This is a genomic window from Psychrobacter sp. (assembly GCF_030454045.1).
GTDB lineage: Bacteria > Pseudomonadota > Gammaproteobacteria > Pseudomonadales > Moraxellaceae > Psychrobacter.
In genome coordinates this window covers 17,911-35,473 of the sequence record NZ_JAKDJE010000027.1, presented here as the reverse complement: position 1 = coordinate 35,473, position 17,563 = coordinate 17,911, and the positions used below count along the sequence as shown (strand labels likewise).

The window sequence follows — 17,563 nt, the reverse complement described above, 5'->3', positions numbered from 1 at the left end:
CTTATTCTCCTGTTAGTGGATTATAAGCAGTTACACAGAGTTTGGGAAACTCCCCACAAACGCTTTTTTGTATCATCAAAAGCTGAATCAAAGACGAAGTTCATGCTCATAATACCCTCCTTAGTATCCATAGCCAGTTTGTGGTAGTAGCTCGTAGAGCTCACTCTGTAGCTGACTACACATATCATCAACGACATAGTCAGGATTGACATCTAAGCGCGTCTGAACCCATATGCGCAGCGCCATATAATTATCAAAGCAACTATCAATACTTAGGAACCTAGCCAAACCAGTACCTGACTGAATACAGAGCTCACAAATGAGGTAGTTAGCAATATTATCTGCGCCATTACTGACATAGCCACTAGGTTTAAACGTCGCATGCAATATATCGTAATCAATCATCTTCATTGTGAGGCCCCTTATCGGTAGATACCTGAGCAATTTGACTGCGATTGACCAATGCTTCAAATGCACTACCATCCTGCCGAGTCATATTCGGTACATAACGACTATAGGTGTTGAATAGCATCTTGGTCGTAGCGTGCCCCATTTGACTGGCAATCCACTCAGGACTTTCGCCAGCTGCTAACCAAAGTGTGGCCGCAGTATGACGCGTCTGATAAGCATTGCGCTTCTTAAGGCCTAAAATCTTAAGCGTTGGATGCCAAACACGCTTATTCACATTGTTGTAATCTAAAGGCTCACCCGTATGCGCGCAAAACACATAGTCAGATCGCTTATAAGTGATGGCCTGCTGTTCCTTTAGAGCATCGTAGACCCAAGGTGACATTTGAATCGCACGGTAAGACTCTTGAGTCTTAGGAGGAACAATCTTACCTTTGACATAAGCTTGCTTGATCACAATCTCACGTCGATCAAAGTCAATGTTCTCCCACGTCAACCCATCAATCTCACTCGTACGCATACCTGTAAAAAAACGTACCAGATAATAATTGCGATAGTCTGCTCTCACACCATTAATAAACGTCCAAACCTCGTTCAGTGTGAATGGTTGAATATCTGTTTTGGGCTGTTTGAGCGCATTGATATCGTAGTAAGGATTATCAAACTGATAGCGTTTCGCTGCTTCTTTTAGTATCATACCTAAAGGTACCATGATCGAATTGATGCGTGCCGCTGACAGATGTTTGTTAGCTTTTCCGTACGTTACTTTGGCGAGCGATGAACGGAAGGCTAATACATCTGTCTTTTTTATGAGATGAATGGGCTTAGTCCCAAACTTAGCAATCAAGTACATATCAATAATCTCCTTTATTTTGCGCTTGTAAGTATCACGCCATTCAATTTCTTTTTCAGAAAACCATAGCAGCGCAAATTCCTTAAATGAAAGGACGTCACTTTGAAGACAGTCCTTGCGATCACTTAACGCCATCATCTCATCGCATTTATCGCTTTTGGGGAAATACTTAGCATAACTAAATATGCCCAAGGTAATCTCTGCTTCCATCTTCTCAATCACTTTTTCAAGCTTCTTACGATTCGCTGGCGTGTCAATGAGGTTTGTCGTTTCTCTACAGCGTTTGTTCATATAGCGAAAGTCGACCACCAACTTGTTATATCTACTTCTAATACTAGCCATAATATTTCTCCTTATTGTAGAGCCATAGCGTTGATGCTACCGGTGACACCAGTACGCATATCTTTTTCGATCTCTTCCCAAACATATAAAATTTTGCGTCCACCAAACGGCCGGATGTAATGAATACCTTCGATAAGCACAGTATCTTTGAGCTCATTGCGAATAGTACGAGGGTTATACTTAATGAGCTCAGAAAGCTCTTGGGTAGTTAGGTAGGTATGTGACATAATATATTCCTTATATAAAGTTTAACCATAATGGTACTTTTAAATACCATAGTTGTAATTTACCATAAAATTATAACTATGCAAGTATTTTTTATAATTAAAATTGGAGTTTTTAAGATGATAGTTAACCATCTCCCAACTTTGTTAGCTGAAAGAAGGTTAAAAGTAGCGGATGCCGTACGAGCGACAGGAGTGAGCAAAACAACTTTGCACAAGATATACAATGATCAGTCGTCAAGAATTGATTTCGATACTATAGATAAACTTTGTGCCTATCTTGAAGTAGGGGTAGGAGATATTTTTGAATATGTAGAAGAAAAGAAAGTAGAAGTTATTGAAAAATAGAAGTCAATAATAGTTTTAGAGTAGAGGTCAAAAAGAAGCTTTTAATTTTAATGGTTTTTGTAGGCTAGTCACGGTTTGGTCACCATTTGGTCACCGTCGCTTTTTTGAGATATTTCGAGCTGATTGAATAGTTATGATTATAGTGTGATTTAATAATGGTTTTTCCGCTACAGCCCATATTTTACGGACAAAAAAAAGCCCCAATCTTAAGATTGGGGCTTTTCGAATCTGGTAGGCGTAATCGGATTCGAACCAACGACCTCTACCATGTCAAGGTAGCGCTCTAACCAACTGAGCTATACGCCTATTTAGGTTGAGCATTTTAGCAAGTTTTTCAGACTTTGCAAGCCTTTTTTATAATTATCTTATTTTATTATCATAGTATTTGACGTCACGCGTTATTATCAAACACTACAGTATGTTTTTTATGTATATTTTCTAAATATTTATTTTAACCAGTTTAGTTTTTATTGTTAATAACAGAGTAAAACTTAATGGGTAAGCTCTTATAACTGATATCATATTCCTCTAACGAATGTGGTTGTCATAAGAGCAATGATGTAAAGTCATTTGTGTCAACTAGGTATTCAACGAAAATTAGAATTAGTCGGAGAATGACATGGGCTTATTGGTCGATGGAAAATGGCAAGACAAATGGTACGACACAGAAGAAAACGGCGGGCGCTTCAAGCGCGAAGATGCCGGGTTTAGGAATTGGATCACCGCAGATGGTAGTGCAGGTCCTACAGGTGTAGGCGGGTTTAAGGCTGAGCCTGATCGCTATCATCTATATGTCTCACTGGCGTGTCCTTGGGCACACCGTACTTTAATTTATCGTAAGCTCAAAGGTTTGGAGCAGATCATTCCGATCTCTGTGGTCAACCCTTACATGGGAGAGAATGGTTGGACGTTTGCAGAGGGCGAGGGCGTAATCCCTGATCCGCTTATCCATGCAGATTATGCTTATGAGCTTTATATTAAAGCAAAACCCAACTATACGGGACGGGTTACTGTTCCGATTTTATGGGACAAAAAGACCAATACGATTGTGAGTAATGAATCATCAGAGATCATTCGGATGTTCAATTCAGCTTTTGACGACGTTGGCGCTCTGGCAGGCGATTTCTCGCCAGCAGGGTTACTCCCAGAGATTGATGATATCAATGCGTTTGTCTATACGACGATTAATAATGGGGTGTACAAGGCTGGATTTTCAACCACTCAGGAAGCCTACGAAGAGGCGGTGATTGAGCTGTTTGCTGCATTAGATATCCTTGAGGCGCGCCTTGCAGACCAGCGCTATCTGACAGGGAGCACTATTACCGAAGCTGATTGGCGACTGTTTACCACCTTAGTTCGTTTTGACGCGGTCTATGTTGGGCATTTTAAATGCAACCTACGCCGCATTATCGACTATCCAAACCTGTGGGGCTATCTGCGTGATCTATACCAAGTTCCAGGTATCGCTGAGACAGTAAATATGGAGCACATCAAGCAGCACTATTACACCAGCCACGCCAATATCAACCCCACTCGTATCATCCCTATTGGCCCTGCTATTGATTTTATGACAGCACATCATCGTGATCAGCTATAGACATGTTTGCTTTATACATGTGAACAAAAAAAGCTAAGCATAAATAGAATTTCAATAAAAAACACCCCAGCGACTATGAAGCAGCTGGGGTGTTTTACAATGTAAAAGGCATTTTAATTGATATTAACCATTGTTTAGCTGACGGGCTGCCTCTAATGCAAAGTAAGTCAAGATACCATCAGCACCAGCACGGCGGAACCCGATCAAAGATTCTAAAATCACAGCATCACTCAACCAGCCGTTTTGAATAGCTGCCATGTGCATGGCATATTCACCAGAGACCTGATAAGCAAAGGTTGGCACCCCAAAGGTATCTTTGACTTCACGGATAAGGTCTAAGTAAGGCTGGCCTGGTTTGATCATGACCATGTCAGCGCCTTCATTGATGTCCATAGCGACTTCATGCAGTGCCTCAGCACGATTACCAAAGTCCATCTGATATTGTTTTTTGTGCCCACCTTTTAAATTGCCCGCACTACCGACAGCATCACGGAATGGACCGTAGTAAGCAGAAGCGTATTTGGCGGAGTAGGCCATGATAGCCGTATTAAAAAACCCTTCTGCCTCAAAGGCATCACGCATGGCTTTGATACGCCCATCCATCATATCACTCGGAGAGATGATATCGGCACCAGCGCGAGCGTGTACGAGTGCCTGCTTAACCAATACCTCGATGGTTGCATCATTGATGACGTAGCCGCTGTCATCGAGCAGACCGTCTTGACCGTGTGAGGTATAAGGGTCCAATGCCACATCGGTCATCACTACCATTTCAGGCACTGCGTCTTTTAGTGCTGCTACGGCACGTGCTGCCAGACCGTTTTCGTCATAAGCCGCTTTGCCGTCAGTGGTTTTCATCTCATTGTCAATGACAGGGAAGATATCGATAGTCGTCACACCCTCTGCCAAAAGCTCTTTAGCATAATGAATGAGTAAATCAATCGATAAGCGTTCAACGCCCGGCATACTAGCAATCGTTTCGCGCTGATTGTCGCCTTCTAATACAAAGACAGGCGCAATAAAGTGCTTGGGATGTAGCTCTACTTCACGAATCATAGCGCGCACATTGTCGTTATAACGCAAGCGGCGCAAGCGAGTAGCAGGGTATTGGCGGTTAAAGGTGTAGCTCATAATCAGTCCTTACTATCATTTTAGTAGTTATGGTGTTGCTCGAGTGAAAATTATTTTATAAGTCATTTTTTATAGCGTCATGCTTTATGGCACTGGCTTCTCAAAAAAGCGACTTATAAAACGATTTTACTATAACTAACAGGCTCAAAATAAAGCAAAAAGCCCTACCAAGTTAAGTCGGTAGGGCTGATGATACTTATCGACTATCAACATAAAGATACGATTACGTCACGAGATTATGAGCCCATCATTTAAGGCTCGACAATCTGTGTCACAGGCACGTGTTCAACGCTCGCATCATTGAAGCGAGTCTCTTCCGTCACCACACCGACAGCTGCATCTTTTCTACCATCATCATTCACATCGACGATGGCGGTGGGTTCAAAAGTGGTGGTTTTTGTCGTTTGAGATTGCTTGATTGCTAAAGCCTCTTGTGGAGATACAACAGGTGCTGAGCCAGCTGCTTGAATAGCATTTGTTGCTTTGGCTTTTGCACTCTTGGCAGATCCAGTAACCACTTGAGCCAAGTTTGTGTGCTGCGGTACAGGAATCACTGCTGGTACATCGAGGTTGGCACCGCCACCAAGGACTTGATACAGCTCAATTTGACTAATGATTTTTTGTAGCTCTAGATCCAATATGCCTTGTTGAGTAGAGAACAGGGAGCGCTGAGCATCGAGGACATCTAGATAGTTGTCGAGACCAGCTTTGAAACGGGCATCGGCAATCTGATATGTCTGTTCAAAGTTATCTTGCAAGCGGTATTGCGATTGTAGCTGCTCACCCAAGGTAGCACGTGTCGCTAGTACATCTGACACCTCACGGAAAGCGGTCTGAATAGCGCCTTCATAACTGGCCAGTGTTTGTTTACGCTCGATTTGTGCGACCTCATAATCGGCATCGAGGCGACCAGCGTCAAAAATAGGCACGCTGATGTTAGGGCCAAACGACCAACTAACGGCGCTGTTTTTGAACAAATCGCTCAAGCTGCTACTACTCACACCCACACTGCTGGCAAGGCTGATTGAAGGATAGTAAGCGGCGCGTGCCACTTCGATATTGGCACCAGCCGCTTTGAGGCTGTACTCTGCTTGTAGGACGTCAGGGCGATAACGCAACAGCTCACTTGGCAAGCCGGTATTAAAGATCTGCTGGCTTGTGATATTGCTGACGGCAGGCGCTGGAATCAGCTCATTTGGAATCGGGGCGCCAATCAGATACTGCAAGGCATTACGCGAGGTCAAAATACTACTCTGGGCGCGTAGTACCGCCAGTCTGGCATTTTCTAAAGACGCGCTGGCTTGTAATGAGGGCAGTTTGGGATCGACCCCAGCCTCAAAGCGTTTGTCGGCAATAAACAGCGAGCGCTCACGGCTCTCAGCAGTGGCTTCTGCCAGTTTTAGCTGCGCCAAGCTATAGCTTAGGTTGGCATAGCTTTGGGCGATGTTACTAATCAGGCTGATTTGGGTTGCATCTTTGGCAGCAGTGGTTGCCAAGAAGCTTTGCAGCGCTTGATCTTTTAAGCTGGCAATTTTACCCCAAAAATCCAGCTCATAGTTGGCCAAGCCTAGGTTGACGTTATAATTGTCACCAGTGCTTGTACCTTGAGGTCCTGAGGTTCGTCTACGAGAATAACCCGCTTCACCATTAATCGCAGGCAAATCATTGATGTCAGTGATTTGATATTGCGCGCGCGCTTTCTCAATTGCAAGGCGCGCACTTTCAAAGTCTTTGTTATTTTCCAGTCCTAACGCAATCAGACCTTTTAGGCGCTCATCGCTATAAAAGTCCTGCCAGCGCTGTCCTGCGATACTTGGCTGCTCAGAGGTGCTGACAGTCTCATCACCAAAAGCGCCATAAGCTTGCTCGATCGGCAGGTTAGGCTCAGCGAGAACGGGGCTTGTATCTGCTTTAGGGATAGTATTACAGGCTGCCATACTCAGAGCCAAAAAGCTCAGGCTAAGTAGGCGCGATGATTTACCAGTAGCTAGTAAAGCTTTAGAGCTTATCGCTCTTACGGCTGAGTTAGAGGTTAAGAATAAAGAACTCATTGTGTATTATCTCCAAGGCTTACAGGCTGATAACTCGCAGGAGGAGTTAATGATTGCTTATCTTCTGTAGGGGCAGATGGGACCGGATTATCACCGCCGCCGTTACCACCTGGATGGTTATCATCATCCCCTTTACCATTGTGAGCTTCATTGCCCTTATAAGGAAACATGCTGCGCACCCAAATATAAAACATAGGAATAAAGAAGATGCCGAGGAAGGTAGCGGTTAAGACACCACCGACCACACTGGTACCAATAGCATTCTGACTGCCTGAGCCTGGACCGTTCGCCAAGAATAATGGCACAACACCGAGCCCAAAGGCAAGTGAGGTCATGATAATTGGACGCAGACGTTGACGTGCTGCGGTCATGACGGCCTCTCTGAGACTATAGCCTTCTTCTTGGTGTTCTTTGGCAAATTCAATAATCAAGATGGCGTTTTTGGCGGACAAACCAACGACGGTGAGTAGACCCACTTGCAAGTAGATGTCGTTAGCAAAACCGCGTAACCACGTAAATATCACCGCACCCAATACCCCAAGTGGAATAACCAATAGGACAGAGAAGGGGATAGACCAGCTCTCATATAGTGCCGCCAAGCACAAGAATACGACGAGGATTGAAAGCGCATAAAGCATCGGCGCTTGGGCGCCTGACTTTTGCTCTTCTAATGACATGCCCGTCCACTCATAGCTGATGCCTTCAGGCAACTTGTCAATCATCGCTTCCATTGAGCTCATCGCTTCACCAGTACTCAAGCCTGGAGCGGCGCTACCCTGAATATTCATCGAAGGTAAGCTGTTATAACGCGTCAGACGCGGTGACCCTGATTGCCATTCACTGCTAGAAAATGCATCAAATGAAATCATGTCGCCCGTATCATTACGTACATACCACTTACCGATGTCATCAGGATTGGTACGGCTGCTGGCTTCACCTTGTACATAGACACGTTTGATACGGCCACGATCGATAAAGTCGTTGACGTAGCTTGAGCCCCATGCGGTGGATATGACGCTATTGATGTTGCTTAATGATAGACCATAAGCGGCCGCTTGCTCTTGGTTGATATTGACCTTGAGCTGCGGTGAGTCTTCTTGTCCGTTAGGACGCACGCCAGATACTTTATCGTTCTGTGCTGCCATGCCTAAGAGCATATTACGGGCTTCAAGTAACCCTTCGTGTCCAAGGTTGCCACTGTCTTGTAGCATCAAATCAAAACCACTGGCATTACCAAGCTCAGTAATGGCTGGCGGCACGATGGCAAATACTTGAGCTTCATTGAGCTGTGTGACGAAATAACCCATGGCACGACCAGCAACGGCTTGCGCGGTGTTTTCATCGCCTGAGCGCTCTTCCCAATCTGACAGTCGAACGAATGCCAGACCCATGTTTTGGCCTTGACCTGCAAAACTAAAACCAGCAACGGTAAAGACAGAGGCGATATTGTCGCCTTCTTGTGTGTCGTAATAATTACTGACTTTATCGAGCACGTCTTGTGTTTCATCTAGCGTGGCGCCAGCAGGAAGCTGGACTAAGGTAAACATAATACCTTGGTCTTCTTCTGGCAAAAACGAACCTGGAATACGCAAGAACACCACTGCCATAATACCGATAATGGCGGCATAACCGATCAGGTACAACCACTTAAAACGAATACTTTTGCCGACGAAGTTTTCATAAGAGCGGCTGAGTTTAAAGAAGCCGCGGTTGAACCAGCCAAAGAAGCCTTTTTGTTGTTCAGTACTGCCTTTTTCATGGCTCTTACCACGTTTTAGCAAGGTCACACATAGGGCAGGGGTGAACACCAATGCCACCATGGCTGACAGCGCCATGCTCGTGATCAAGGTGATAGAGAACTGACGATAAATAACACCTGTCGAGCCGCCAAAGAAGGCCATCGGTACAAATACGGCAGACAAAATCAGCGCAATACCAATAACGATCTTACTGATCTCGCCCATCGACTGAACGGTTGCATCTTTGACCGAAATATCAGGGTTTTCTTCTAATATTCGCTCTACGTTTTCGACAACAACGATCGCATCATCAACCAGTAGACCGATGGAGAGTACCATTGCAAACATCGTCAATACGTTGATACTAAACCCTGCCACATACAACACCGCAAACGTACCTAAGAGTACGACAGGGACAGCAAGGGTTGGAATGATAGTGGCGCGCCAGTTCTGCAAGAAAATAAACATGACGATAAATACCAGCACGATCGCTTCGATCAGTGTATGAACCACTTGCTCGATAGACAAACGTACGAATGGCGTGGTGTCATAAGGCACAACAGAGATAAGGCCTGCTGGGAAGTTTTTCTCAAGCTCGGCCATACGTGCGCCGACCGCCTCACGGGTCTCTAGCGCGTTTGCGCCTGCAGCCAATGAGATACCTAGACCTGCCGCTTCTTGACCGTTATACAAGGAGATGATGCTATAGTTTTCACTACCGATTTCGACATCAGCGACATCGCCGAGGCGTACTTGCGCGCCTGAGGTGTCTGTTTTTAGCAAGATATCTTTAAACTCTTCAGGAGTTTGTAGATAGCTCTGTACGGTGACGGTGGCGTTAATGACTTGTCGATCGGTGTCAGCAGGTGCTTGCCCTAATTGACCGGCTGAGACTTGCGCGTTTTGTGAGCGTACCGCATTGACCACATCAGAGGGCACCATGTTGTAGCTACGCAAGCGCGCAGGGTCCAGCCATATACGCATAGCATACGCCGAACCGAACACCTGTACTTCACCTACCCCTTCGACACGGCTTAGCTGATCGACGACGTTTGAGTTGATATAGTCGGCGATATCCGCACGATCCATACTACCGTCTTCGGAGATAAAACCCTGTACCATCAAAAAGCTACTGGAGGATTTGTTGACGTTGACGCCTTGACGCTGCACCGACTCAGGTAGCGAACTCATGGCCGCTTGTAGTTTGTTTTGTACTTGTACCTGTGCCGTATCAGGGTCTGTGCCGTTTTCGAAAGTGAGCGTCACAGAGCCGCTACCGTTTGAGGAGCTCGACGATGACATATACATCAGACCATCAAGGCCCTTCATACGTTGCTCAATGATCTGGACAACGGAGTCTTCGACGGTTTGGGCGTTGGCACCAGGATAGCTTGCACTGACCGAAATGGTCGGTGGTGCGATACGTGGATACTGTTCAATCGGTAGATTAAGAACCGATAACACCCCAATGAGCATGACCAAAACAGCCAGCACCCAAGCAAAAATAGGGCGATTAATAAAAAAACGTGACATAGTATATCCCTAAGTCTTCTGGTCTCTGAATGGAATTAGTTAGCAGCGGCTTCTGTTGATTGCTCACTAGAAGCAGTATTGCTGGCTGGCTTTTTATCCATCGTTTTTGCCGCTTGCTGCGGTGTCTTGGCAGTGGGGGTTTTTTGTGCATCTGCAGATGGGGCAGGGTTTGCGGCTTCCAGTGGTTTTGCGACCACTTCTTGTTCAGGTTTGACTTTGGCGCCGCCTATCACTACTACTTTGTCACCAGCTTGCAGGCCATCAGTCACTACCCATTGACCATCATAAGTACCATTGATAGTAACGGGGCGTACTTGGATCTTGTTGTTTTCATCAACGATATAAACTTGTGTCTCGCTCTTAGGTGTACGCGTGACAGCGCTTTGCGGCACTAAGGTTGCGTTGGTGATGACACTTTGAGTCAAGCGGGCTGTTACGTACATGCCAGGTAGCAAGATATTATTGCTGTTTGGGAAAATCGCACGCAAGGTAACGGCGCCTGTCGATTCATCAACTTTGGCTTCAGATAGAGCCAGCTTGCCGCGTACGGGATAGACGGAACCGTCTTCTAGTACCAGCTCAACTGAGTTAATGCCCGGCTGAGCTGAGCCATCTGCAATTTGTTGACGCAGTTTTAGAAGCTCAGATGATGACTGACTGATATCAACATAGATAGGGTCCAAGCGCGAAATAGTCACCAAAGGATCTGCTTGACCTGCGCTGACCAGCGTACCAGCCGTTACGCTTGAGCGGTCAGTGCGACCTGTCAGAGGGGCGCGTACAATCGTACGATTGAGATCCAACGTACTTGCCTCTAGGCCAGCTTTTGCGGTTTGAATGCCTGCTTTGGCACTTTCAATACCGGCTTGTGTCTGACCAACAGCAGCAGCAGCGCTTTGTACCGCGGCCTGTGCGGTACGTACCGCCGTCTGTGCTTGCTCATATTGCTGCTGTGAGATGGCGTTGATACTGACCAAGCCTTGTAGACGCTGCAAATCATTTTGTGCTTGAGCCAATGACGCTTGTCGGCTGGCAAGCTCAGCCTTTGCATTTGCATTGTTTGCCAAAGCTGTCTGATAGTTGGCTTGTGATTGCTGCATAGCTGCTTGACCACTGCTTACCGATGAGGCGTAGTTGTCAGTATTGATGCGATACAGCGGCTGGCCTTTTTTGACATTGCTGCCTTCACGAAATAACACTTCGTCAATGACGCCATTTACCTGTGGGCGAACGTCAGCAGTCTGATAAGCTGCTGTACGTCCAGAAAAAGTCTGTACTTGAGGTATGGTGTCTAGAGTGACAGTCTGAACGTTGACCACCGCAGGCGGCATTTGCTGCTGTGCAGCTTGCTCACCAGCGGCCTCATCGTTTTTGTCACAGCCGACCAATACAGCTCCAGATAGTACAGATGCTATTAAAAGCGCAAGAGTAGAGTGCTTCATCAATGTCCTCGGCAATAGATATAAAATAACGACAGTATAAAAAATTGAACAATAAATTTTGATGTACGAAATATCGAGGGTCTACTCATTCTGCACATTCATGCCAGTACGACATACTCAACCTTTGGGTCAATGTATTTAATAAAAATCGCTAGTAAGGCAGCCAGTAGCGAGTTTGATTGAGACGCGATTTGGTAAATGTGATATTAGAAGTTTAGGCAGACCACAAAGTAGGTTAGTAAATTTAAAGAGTTATTATAAACTATTGGGGTAACCCCACAGTCAAGTGATTCACGATAGGAAAGCTGACAAAAACTGACCGCACTGTGCTCGCTGAGTAAATAAAATCCCGCCACAGTAACCGCTACACCAACTAGCAGCTAATAAGAAGACATACAACCCGCTATGCAAATCTATTGTAATTTTTTGTTATAATCGTAAAGCCATAGTGTTATTGAGGTCTTAAAACCGCCAAAAATCTGCTTTGTCAACAAATTGACAAATTTATCAACCCCTAATTATGACCTTTAAAATATAGCGACTTAGACCAGTCAGTAGCCTCTAATAAGCGTGGTCAATCAGTATTTAACCATTAAAAAATCCTGACACAATTATAGTGCCGTCAGGATTTATGAAACTTAAAGAAAGGTAACTATTTGGCTGACACACCCGTTTTAAGAGGGTGTCTTTTTAGAGACTGTTGCTTTTGATCAATGAATATTTATGGCTCGGTTGCTCAAAAACGCTGCTAAAAAATGAGTCGTCTTAATCAGCTGGTTGTTTTAATTAGTCGATAACACAGACGACTCATATTTAATTATACCAATCGTGCGCTAGCAAGCTCAGTCAGCTGGTACAGACCTTGACGATAACGGTTGTCAGGCAGTGTGCCCAGTGCTTGCTGTCCCAATCTCGTTTCCTCTAGTGCACGCTGTTTACAGTAATCTAATGCGCCTGATTGGCGGACCAGTTCGATGAGCTGCGCGGCATTGGGGGTTTTGCCCGTTTGCACAGCGACTCTTAATTGCTCATAGCCCTCATGGTTTTGGTCTTTTAAAAGCTCAAGTGCTTTGATAGTTGGCAGAGTAGGCTTGCCTTCAGCCAAGTCATCGCCTAGGTTTTTGCCCATTATCTCACTATCGCCACTATAATCAAGGACATCATCGATAATTTGAAATGCATTACCAAAGTGCTGCCCAAAGTCGCCTAATGCGGCCATATATTCTGTTTTGTCTTGCAAAATAGCAGCGCCTTGAGTTGCCATCATAAATAGGCGTGACGTTTTGCCATCGATGATGCGCAAGTAGTCGTCTTCTGTTGCGGCAGGGTTGTGTTGATGCTGCAACTGCAAAACTTCGCCTTCAGCGATATCACAGGTACCATCAGAGAAGACTTGCAACAATGGCAAGCTTTGAAAACCAACCAAGAGATTAAATGCGCGCGCTATGAGATAGTCACCGACCAATACGGCAGTGGCATTGTCCCATGTGGCGTTTGCCGTCGGTTTACCGCGGCGCTGTCCTGATTCATCGATCACATCGTCATGCACTAAGGTTGCGGTATGTAGCATCTCAGTAATGGCGGCTAGGTGCATCGCTTTTTCTGATGGATTGTCGTCAAACATACGCGCACAAAGCAGCGTAATCAGTGGGCGCATACGCTTACCACCAGCATTGATCACATGCTGAGAGACGCTCATGACCAGCTGTACTTTTGAGTTGAGACTACCAAATACTTGCTGGTCCATCACCTCAAAATCATTGGCCACGATACTTTGAATATCAGCGTAGCTGAGCGTTGATTGAGAAGTGGAGGCGGTGTTACTTAAAGAGGTAATAGTCATAATAAATAGTCATATTGATAAGAATAAAGAGAGTTTTTATAACCTTGACTTCAGCTATTCATAGATAAGGTATCGTTTTGCTTATCATAACATAGCTACCTCTGAAAATTGTTGGTTAAAGTTCATAAGGAGAATGGATTTAAGGTGTTTTATATCCAGTTTATCTTGTACAAAAAAACGGATAAAGTGATGAAAATATCTGCTTGTTCGGTGATGAAGTTATGAGCTCAGGGTATGCTTTTATTGTCAGAAAAATGATGCATAAAAGACTGTAAGTAACTGATTGTATAAGTTATAATAGCCCCCGTTAGGCTCAAACCATCATTTATAGTCGTTATTATAAAGGGTTTGTCAGTATCGTCGTTTACGACGATTTGATTGTTTGTGCTTTATATAACAGTGCAGATGATGGTGATTTAGTGTAACCACCTTATAAAAACAAGAGGCGCGGCTTGCTTTTATCAGCAAAAGGCCGTAAAATCTTGCCTTTAATTTTTCCCTGTCGTGTTCGTCGTAAAAGCGTTGGTATAACATCAGCCACGGCACACGGGTTAAACGGAGTCATACAATGTACGCAGTAATTAAAACTGGTGGTAAGCAGCACCGTGTAGTCGTCGATGAATTGCTTAAAGTTGAATTGCTAAAAGCAGAAAAAGGCGAAACAATCAAATTTGAAGACGTGTTGATGGTTGTTGACGGCGATGACGTCAAAATCGGTCAGCCTGTCGTTGATGGCGCTAGCGTAGAAGTAGAAGTTGTTGAGCATGGTCGCGGCGAAAAAATCCGTATCATCAAGCACAACCGTCGTAAGCATTATCACAAAGAGCAAGGTCACCGCCAATGGTACACCTTGTTAAAAATCAAAGCCATTAATGCCTAATTACCCGTTTAGCAATGTTTGCTAAATAGCGCACTAAATGCTTAAGAGTTGTCGCACAAGCGATAAGTCACATTAACAAGGAGATTTTCTCATGGCACATAAAAAAGCTGCCGGTTCGAGCCGTAACGGTCGTGATTCAAACCCAAAAATGCTAGGCGTAAAAATCTTTGGTGGCCAAGCTATCTCAGCTGGTAACATCATCGTACGTCAACGTGGTACAGAGTTCCACGCAGGCGAAGGCGTTGGCATGGGTCGTGACCATACTTTATTTGCACTAAATGATGGTGTGGTAAAGTTTGAGACCAAAGGTAAATTTAATCGTCGTTATGTAACGGTTGAAAACGCATAATTATCCGCCTAAATTTTCTCATTGTTAAATGAGAGGATCGGATAATCAAAAGCCCCTATTGCCTGATGGTAATAGGGGCTTTTTGCGTTTAGAGAATATAGCTATTGAACACCTATGTTTTATAGGCAAAGTGTTGACATATCTATATAACACAAGTTTTGTGCAGCACTTAGCTCATAGGTTTTTTATTGATATCGTATTCATCATTTATGAGCTCCAAATTATATTTTTACCGTGTAACTGCATTGGTTACAAGCGTGTATGGCAGGCGTAGTAATGATTGCAAATCATGACTAGGCGCGTAATAAAAAAACTGGCACACTGTTGCCATTGCTGATTGATACCAGTTCGATACTGGCAAACATAAGCATTTTTAGAAAATAAAAATTTCAAGAAACTGTTTTATTTTAAGTAACCATTTTTAAAGCAATTGTGCTTTTTTAGAGAGGATTAATGATGACTTTATCTACCAAAAAATCGACCAGACAAAAAATGATGACGGGTGCTTTAGCCGGTGTTTTGATGACGTCACTCGGCGTCGCAGCGCCGATGATCGCTTTGACTCAGTCTGCTACTGCAGCGCCTGCTGACAACATGACAGCCGCTAAGCGCTTGAACAAGTTATTGACCAACACCAAGAGTATGACTGCCAACTTTAGTCAAACTACCAAAGGCGCTAGTAGTGGTACTTTTAAAGGCTCTATGAGTGTACAGCGTCCCAATAACTTCCGCTGGGAAACCAAATCGCCCTCAGAGCAATTGATCGTTGCCAATGGCAACTCTATGTGGATCTATGATAAAGATTTGGAGCAAGCGACTAAGCAGAACGTCGACAGTCAAGTCGGTAATACGCCAGCGCTATTGTTGTCAGGTGATCCAAGTAAGATTGATCAAAACTTCAAAATCACTCAGCCGTACAGCAATAAGAACTACTATGTGTTGTACCCAAAATCTGACAATGCCAGCTTTAAGAGCCTATCCATGAGCTTTAGTGGCGGCAAACCTGTGATGATGGTATTGAATGATACGCTAGGTCAAACGACTTCTATTAAGTTTAGTGGTATTAAAATGAATCCAAGCATCGGTAGCAGTCAGTTCAAATTCAATCCACCAAAAGGTGTTGATGTTATCAATCAATAAGAACGAGCTAATTGATGAAGCAGATTATGATGCTTTGCTATTTATCTAAGGTTGAAAGCCTCTAAGAGTGACAACCCCTAAGAGTAATAGCCAAATAAAAAGGACAGATCTTATATGATCTGTCCTTTTTTATGAGCGTAATGATAGTTGGGTCAGCAGAAAAATTAAGACATAGCTCGTATGGAGTCCATATCTGGCATTGGTGGTAGCTCATCTAAATGACTCAGCCCAAACGCATCCAAAAATTGTGCGGTGGTGTGAAGGAACGCTGGGCGACCTAAGGTCTCCTTAAAGCCTTTTTCAATGATCCACCCCTTATCAAATAGCTGGCGTAATATATTGCTCGATAGCGTGACACCGCGTATCTGCTCGATATCACTCCGTGTCACAGGTTGCTTATACGCAATAACGCTTAACGTCTCAAGCAACGCTTGGCTCAAACGCTCTTGACGCTGCGGGAAAGTCTGCTGAATCAATCCGCTATAATCATCGGAAATTTGCAATCGGTAGCCGCTGGCTGTCTCATGTAGGTTCAGCACACCAGTCTCTAGCCGTCGCTCTAGCACCTCTAAGGCTTGCTTTAATGCTTTGCTAGACAATGACAAATGTTTTCTGAACGCCTGTGCTGTCAGCGGCGCTTCTGAAGCATGTAAGAGAACTTCAATGTGCTTGCTCACCTCTTCAAGAGACGCCTGAATTGCCCCAATAGAGGCAGCTGTAGCGGTGCCTGTAGTTTCGGCTTTACTAGGCTGCTTTGAGTCGTCAATATCTACCATCTAAAATGTGCTCTTGTTTTAATATTATGGGATCAATAGTAGGTTTGGCGGCTAACCTGATGCTGGTTAGGCCAACCACTGTAAGGTGAGTTTTTGTGATTGGTGATCCGTATCGGATGAGTCGACATCACCGTCAGTCAGCGTATTTGAGCCATCACTATAGTGTGTATGTACCACACCGATAAGTTGTCGCTTAATCAGTTCAAGCACGGCCACAAAGCTCACGACGACGCCTATTTTACCTTGTGCTTTGTCTAATAGCTCATAAAAGGAGCGCGCTCCTTCAGTGCTGAGCTGCCGGCTAATACTAGCGATACGATCAGAAAGCGGCACGATATCAGTTTTGATAGTATGCATCTGATAGTCTGTTTGCAGCTGCATTTTAAACAGACTATCGATCAGCAAATTGGGCGAGTAGTTGGGCAGCTCAGCATTCATAATCTCTTGACTGGGCATACTTACCATGGCTAAGAACACATCACGCTCTAAACGTATCAGATTGTCTAAGCGCTGACTGGCGGCTTTGATTTGTGCGTATTCTTCGAGGCGTTCAATCAGCTCTGCTTTTGGATCGCGCTCATCGGTAGGCGTGTCGGGGACTGGGAGGAGCAATTCAGTTTTGATTGCAATCAGCGTGGACGCCATCAGCAGATAATCACCTGCCAATTCAAAATGCTCAGTATCCAATTCGCTAATATAAGCCAGATATTGTTCAGTGATGGGTAAGATAGGCATTTGGGTCAAATCAACATTGTTCTTTTTGACCAAATATAATAAAAAATCCAGTGGTCCAGCAAACTGCTCTAGCCAAATCGCAAACGCTTGCGGCGGAACATAAAGATCGTCTGGTAGATGCTGTACTGGCGTCTGATAGATGCGTAGAGCAGTCGTGTTGGATGTATCCATA

Annotated in this window: 15 protein-coding genes and 1 tRNA gene; 5 read left to right on the top strand and 11 right to left on the bottom strand. The window is 44.6% G+C overall.

The window, feature by feature from the left end; translation table 11 throughout:
• Window positions 1-120: 120 nt before the first annotated feature.
• The 3 genes from L0G63_RS06965 to L0G63_RS06955 are packed head-to-tail and all read right to left on the bottom strand — an operon-like array spanning window position 121 to window position 1,830.
• A complete protein-coding gene (locus L0G63_RS06965) occupies window positions 121-411 on the bottom strand; it encodes a hypothetical protein (protein WP_071002000.1) in 291 nt (96 codons plus the stop codon).
• The gene (locus L0G63_RS06960) at window positions 398-1,603 is read right to left on the bottom strand and encodes a site-specific integrase (RefSeq protein WP_301449984.1); all 1,206 of its coding nucleotides are present in this window, start codon (window positions 1,601-1,603) and stop codon (window positions 398-400) included. The genes L0G63_RS06965 and L0G63_RS06960 overlap by 14 nt, the downstream gene beginning before the upstream one ends.
• An 11-nt stretch (window positions 1,604-1,614) precedes the next feature.
• Window positions 1,615-1,830 (bottom strand): hypothetical protein, encoded by a 216-nt coding sequence (locus L0G63_RS06955; RefSeq protein ID WP_025645163.1) that lies wholly within the window; start codon window positions 1,828-1,830, stop codon window positions 1,615-1,617.
• Window positions 1,831-1,947: 117 nt separating this feature from the next.
• Between L0G63_RS06955 and L0G63_RS06950 the strand changes: the two genes are divergently transcribed.
• Window positions 1,948-2,175, top strand: coding sequence for a helix-turn-helix transcriptional regulator (locus L0G63_RS06950; protein ID WP_025645165.1), 228 nt, complete (start codon window positions 1,948-1,950; stop codon window positions 2,173-2,175).
• Window positions 2,176-2,404: 229 nt separating this feature from the next.
• On the opposite strand, the gene L0G63_RS06945 is transcribed toward L0G63_RS06950, so the two are convergent.
• A tRNA-Val gene (locus L0G63_RS06945) sits at window positions 2,405-2,481 on the bottom strand.
• A gap of 313 nt (window positions 2,482-2,794) precedes the next feature.
• Between L0G63_RS06945 and L0G63_RS06940 the strand changes: the two genes are divergently transcribed.
• Window positions 2,795-3,772, top strand: a complete 978-nt coding sequence (locus tag L0G63_RS06940; RefSeq protein WP_301449983.1) for a glutathione S-transferase family protein — start codon at window positions 2,795-2,797, stop codon at window positions 3,770-3,772.
• A 123-nt stretch (window positions 3,773-3,895) separates the two neighbouring features.
• Here the strand turns inward: L0G63_RS06940 and hemB are convergent, their stop codons facing one another.
• The 5 genes from hemB to L0G63_RS06915 all read right to left on the bottom strand — a co-directional run bounded on the left by hemB (window position 3,896) and on the right by L0G63_RS06915 (window position 13,511).
• Complete coding sequence (gene hemB, locus L0G63_RS06935; protein ID WP_301449982.1) at window positions 3,896-4,903, bottom strand: porphobilinogen synthase; 1,008 nt, start codon at window positions 4,901-4,903, stop codon at window positions 3,896-3,898.
• Between the two features lie 251 nt (window positions 4,904-5,154).
• The gene (locus tag L0G63_RS06930) at window positions 5,155-6,954 is read right to left on the bottom strand and encodes an efflux transporter outer membrane subunit (protein WP_301449981.1); all 1,800 of its coding nucleotides are present in this window, start codon (window positions 6,952-6,954) and stop codon (window positions 5,155-5,157) included.
• Complete coding sequence (locus tag L0G63_RS06925) at window positions 6,951-10,226, bottom strand: efflux RND transporter permease subunit (RefSeq protein WP_301449980.1); 3,276 nt, start codon at window positions 10,224-10,226, stop codon at window positions 6,951-6,953. The genes L0G63_RS06930 and L0G63_RS06925 overlap by 4 nt, the downstream gene beginning before the upstream one ends.
• A 35-nt stretch (window positions 10,227-10,261) precedes the next feature.
• Window positions 10,262-11,668 carry an efflux RND transporter periplasmic adaptor subunit gene (locus tag L0G63_RS06920; RefSeq protein ID WP_301449979.1) on the bottom strand — a complete coding sequence of 469 codons (1,407 nt, stop codon included), beginning with the start codon at window positions 11,666-11,668 and terminating at the stop codon, window positions 10,262-10,264.
• 817 nt (window positions 11,669-12,485) lie between these two features.
• Window positions 12,486-13,511 (bottom strand): polyprenyl synthetase family protein, encoded by a 1,026-nt coding sequence (locus L0G63_RS06915; protein WP_301449978.1) that lies wholly within the window; start codon window positions 13,509-13,511, stop codon window positions 12,486-12,488.
• 568 nt (window positions 13,512-14,079) lie between these two features.
• On the opposite strand from L0G63_RS06915, the gene rplU reads away from it, so the two are divergent.
• The 3 genes from rplU (at window position 14,080) to lolA (ending at window position 15,880) form a co-directional block, all read left to right on the top strand.
• Window positions 14,080-14,391 (top strand): 50S ribosomal protein L21, encoded by a 312-nt coding sequence (rplU, locus tag L0G63_RS06910; RefSeq protein WP_058025937.1) that lies wholly within the window; start codon window positions 14,080-14,082, stop codon window positions 14,389-14,391.
• Window positions 14,392-14,482: 91 nt separating this feature from the next.
• Window positions 14,483-14,740, top strand: a complete 258-nt coding sequence (rpmA, locus tag L0G63_RS06905; protein WP_301449977.1) for a 50S ribosomal protein L27 — start codon at window positions 14,483-14,485, stop codon at window positions 14,738-14,740.
• Between the two features lie 456 nt (window positions 14,741-15,196).
• Window positions 15,197-15,880 (top strand): outer membrane lipoprotein chaperone LolA, encoded by a 684-nt coding sequence (gene lolA / locus L0G63_RS06900; RefSeq protein ID WP_301449986.1) that lies wholly within the window; start codon window positions 15,197-15,199, stop codon window positions 15,878-15,880.
• Window positions 15,881-16,044: 164 nt separating this feature from the next.
• Here lolA and scpB read toward each other — a convergent pair whose 3' ends face one another.
• A complete protein-coding gene (scpB, locus tag L0G63_RS06895; RefSeq protein ID WP_301449976.1) occupies window positions 16,045-16,656 on the bottom strand; it encodes an SMC-Scp complex subunit ScpB in 612 nt (203 codons plus the stop codon).
• A gap of 66 nt (window positions 16,657-16,722) precedes the next feature.
• Window positions 16,723-17,562, bottom strand: coding sequence for a ScpA family protein (locus L0G63_RS06890; protein ID WP_301449975.1), 840 nt, complete (start codon window positions 17,560-17,562; stop codon window positions 16,723-16,725).
• Between the last annotated feature and the right edge of the window lies 1 nt (window position 17,563).